The 1,140-nt window shown below is 43.5% G+C and carries 1 protein-coding gene and 1 rRNA gene; one reads left to right on the top strand and one right to left on the bottom strand.

All coding sequences use genetic code 11. From position 1 onward, the window contains the following. The first annotated feature begins 152 nt into the window (after positions 1-152). Positions 153-267: ribosomal RNA gene (gene rrf, locus I3255_RS14575) — 5S ribosomal RNA — on the top strand. A gap of 123 nt (positions 268-390) precedes the next feature. Here the strand turns inward: rrf and I3255_RS14580 are convergent. Then, a partial coding sequence (locus I3255_RS14580; RefSeq protein ID WP_238039467.1) for an IS982 family transposase occupies positions 391-1,140 on the bottom strand: 750 nt, incomplete at its 5' end.

Consider the following 1,140-nt stretch of genomic DNA (forward strand, 5'->3'; position numbering starts at 1 on the left):
AACCTGTACTAATTGCTCGTTTGGCTTGACCATACAACACCCAAGTGGTTTGTATCAAGTCTAATTATTTCGATATCACCTTAATCCTTGGTTCAGTTGGATTAAGATGACACTAGTCATTTAAACACACAGACTCATATCTAACCCCCTTTGCTGACGACAATAGCATGATGGTACCACCTGATCCCTTCCCGAACTCAGAAGTGAAACATCATCGCGCCAATGGTAGTGTGGCTCCGGCCATGTGAGAGTAGGTCATCGTCAGCTCTCTATTCCTGAAAACCCCCTTACGTGAATGCGTAAGGGGGTTTTCTTTGTCTGCTTTAAGCTAAATAATTATTAATCTAACCCCAGTTCGGGATAAGCCACATTGTAACTTATTGATACTATTTACAATGTGGCTACCTGTCCCTGCTGAGGCATGTTTTTGATGGTGGGTTTATAGGGAAACCAGCAATAAGCAATCAAACCTGACAGCAAGTTTGTGATAAACCCCGTGACACTACGATGGCGTGAGTGTTCGATTTGGCACAAGTTTTTAAGCTCTCCAAACACCGTTTCAACCAAAGAGCGATGATTGAGTAGTGCCTCATCCATAGGCTCAAGTAATTGGGGTTTCATATTACGCCGAAGTTTGGTTATCAACGTGGTATCACTGTGTTTTGTGAGCCACTCGTTTAGTGCTTTACTGATATAGCCTCTATCCCCAAACACCTTGGCAAACACAGACGTTGCCATATCCTTAACAGGCACTCTGTCATCGGTATTACCCGCAGTGACTTTGACGGATATCAGTTCACCTTTGTGATTGATAATGGCATGCAGCTTAAAGCCATAGAACCAGCCCATGCTGCTTTTGCCTCGGGTTGCCAGTCCTTCAAAGACTTTATGACGGTAGATACGCTTGTTATGACAAACTGCTATCTTGGTTGAATCAATATAGCTGATACCTGTACAGTCGCCCATCATGCTTTGCAAGTAGGCACATAATGGCATGATACTGCGTGGTATCAGCTCTATAAACCGTGAATAACTGGGCAAGTTTGGAAACTCCCGCTTCATCATGCCAAGCATGTGATGGTAGTAAAAAGACTTAAACTGTCGATACCGCAGTTGATGAAACAGTACCAAGATGGTCAT

The organism is Psychrobacter sp. Ps6, assembly GCF_022129235.1.
Lineage (GTDB): Bacteria > Pseudomonadota > Gammaproteobacteria > Pseudomonadales > Moraxellaceae > Psychrobacter.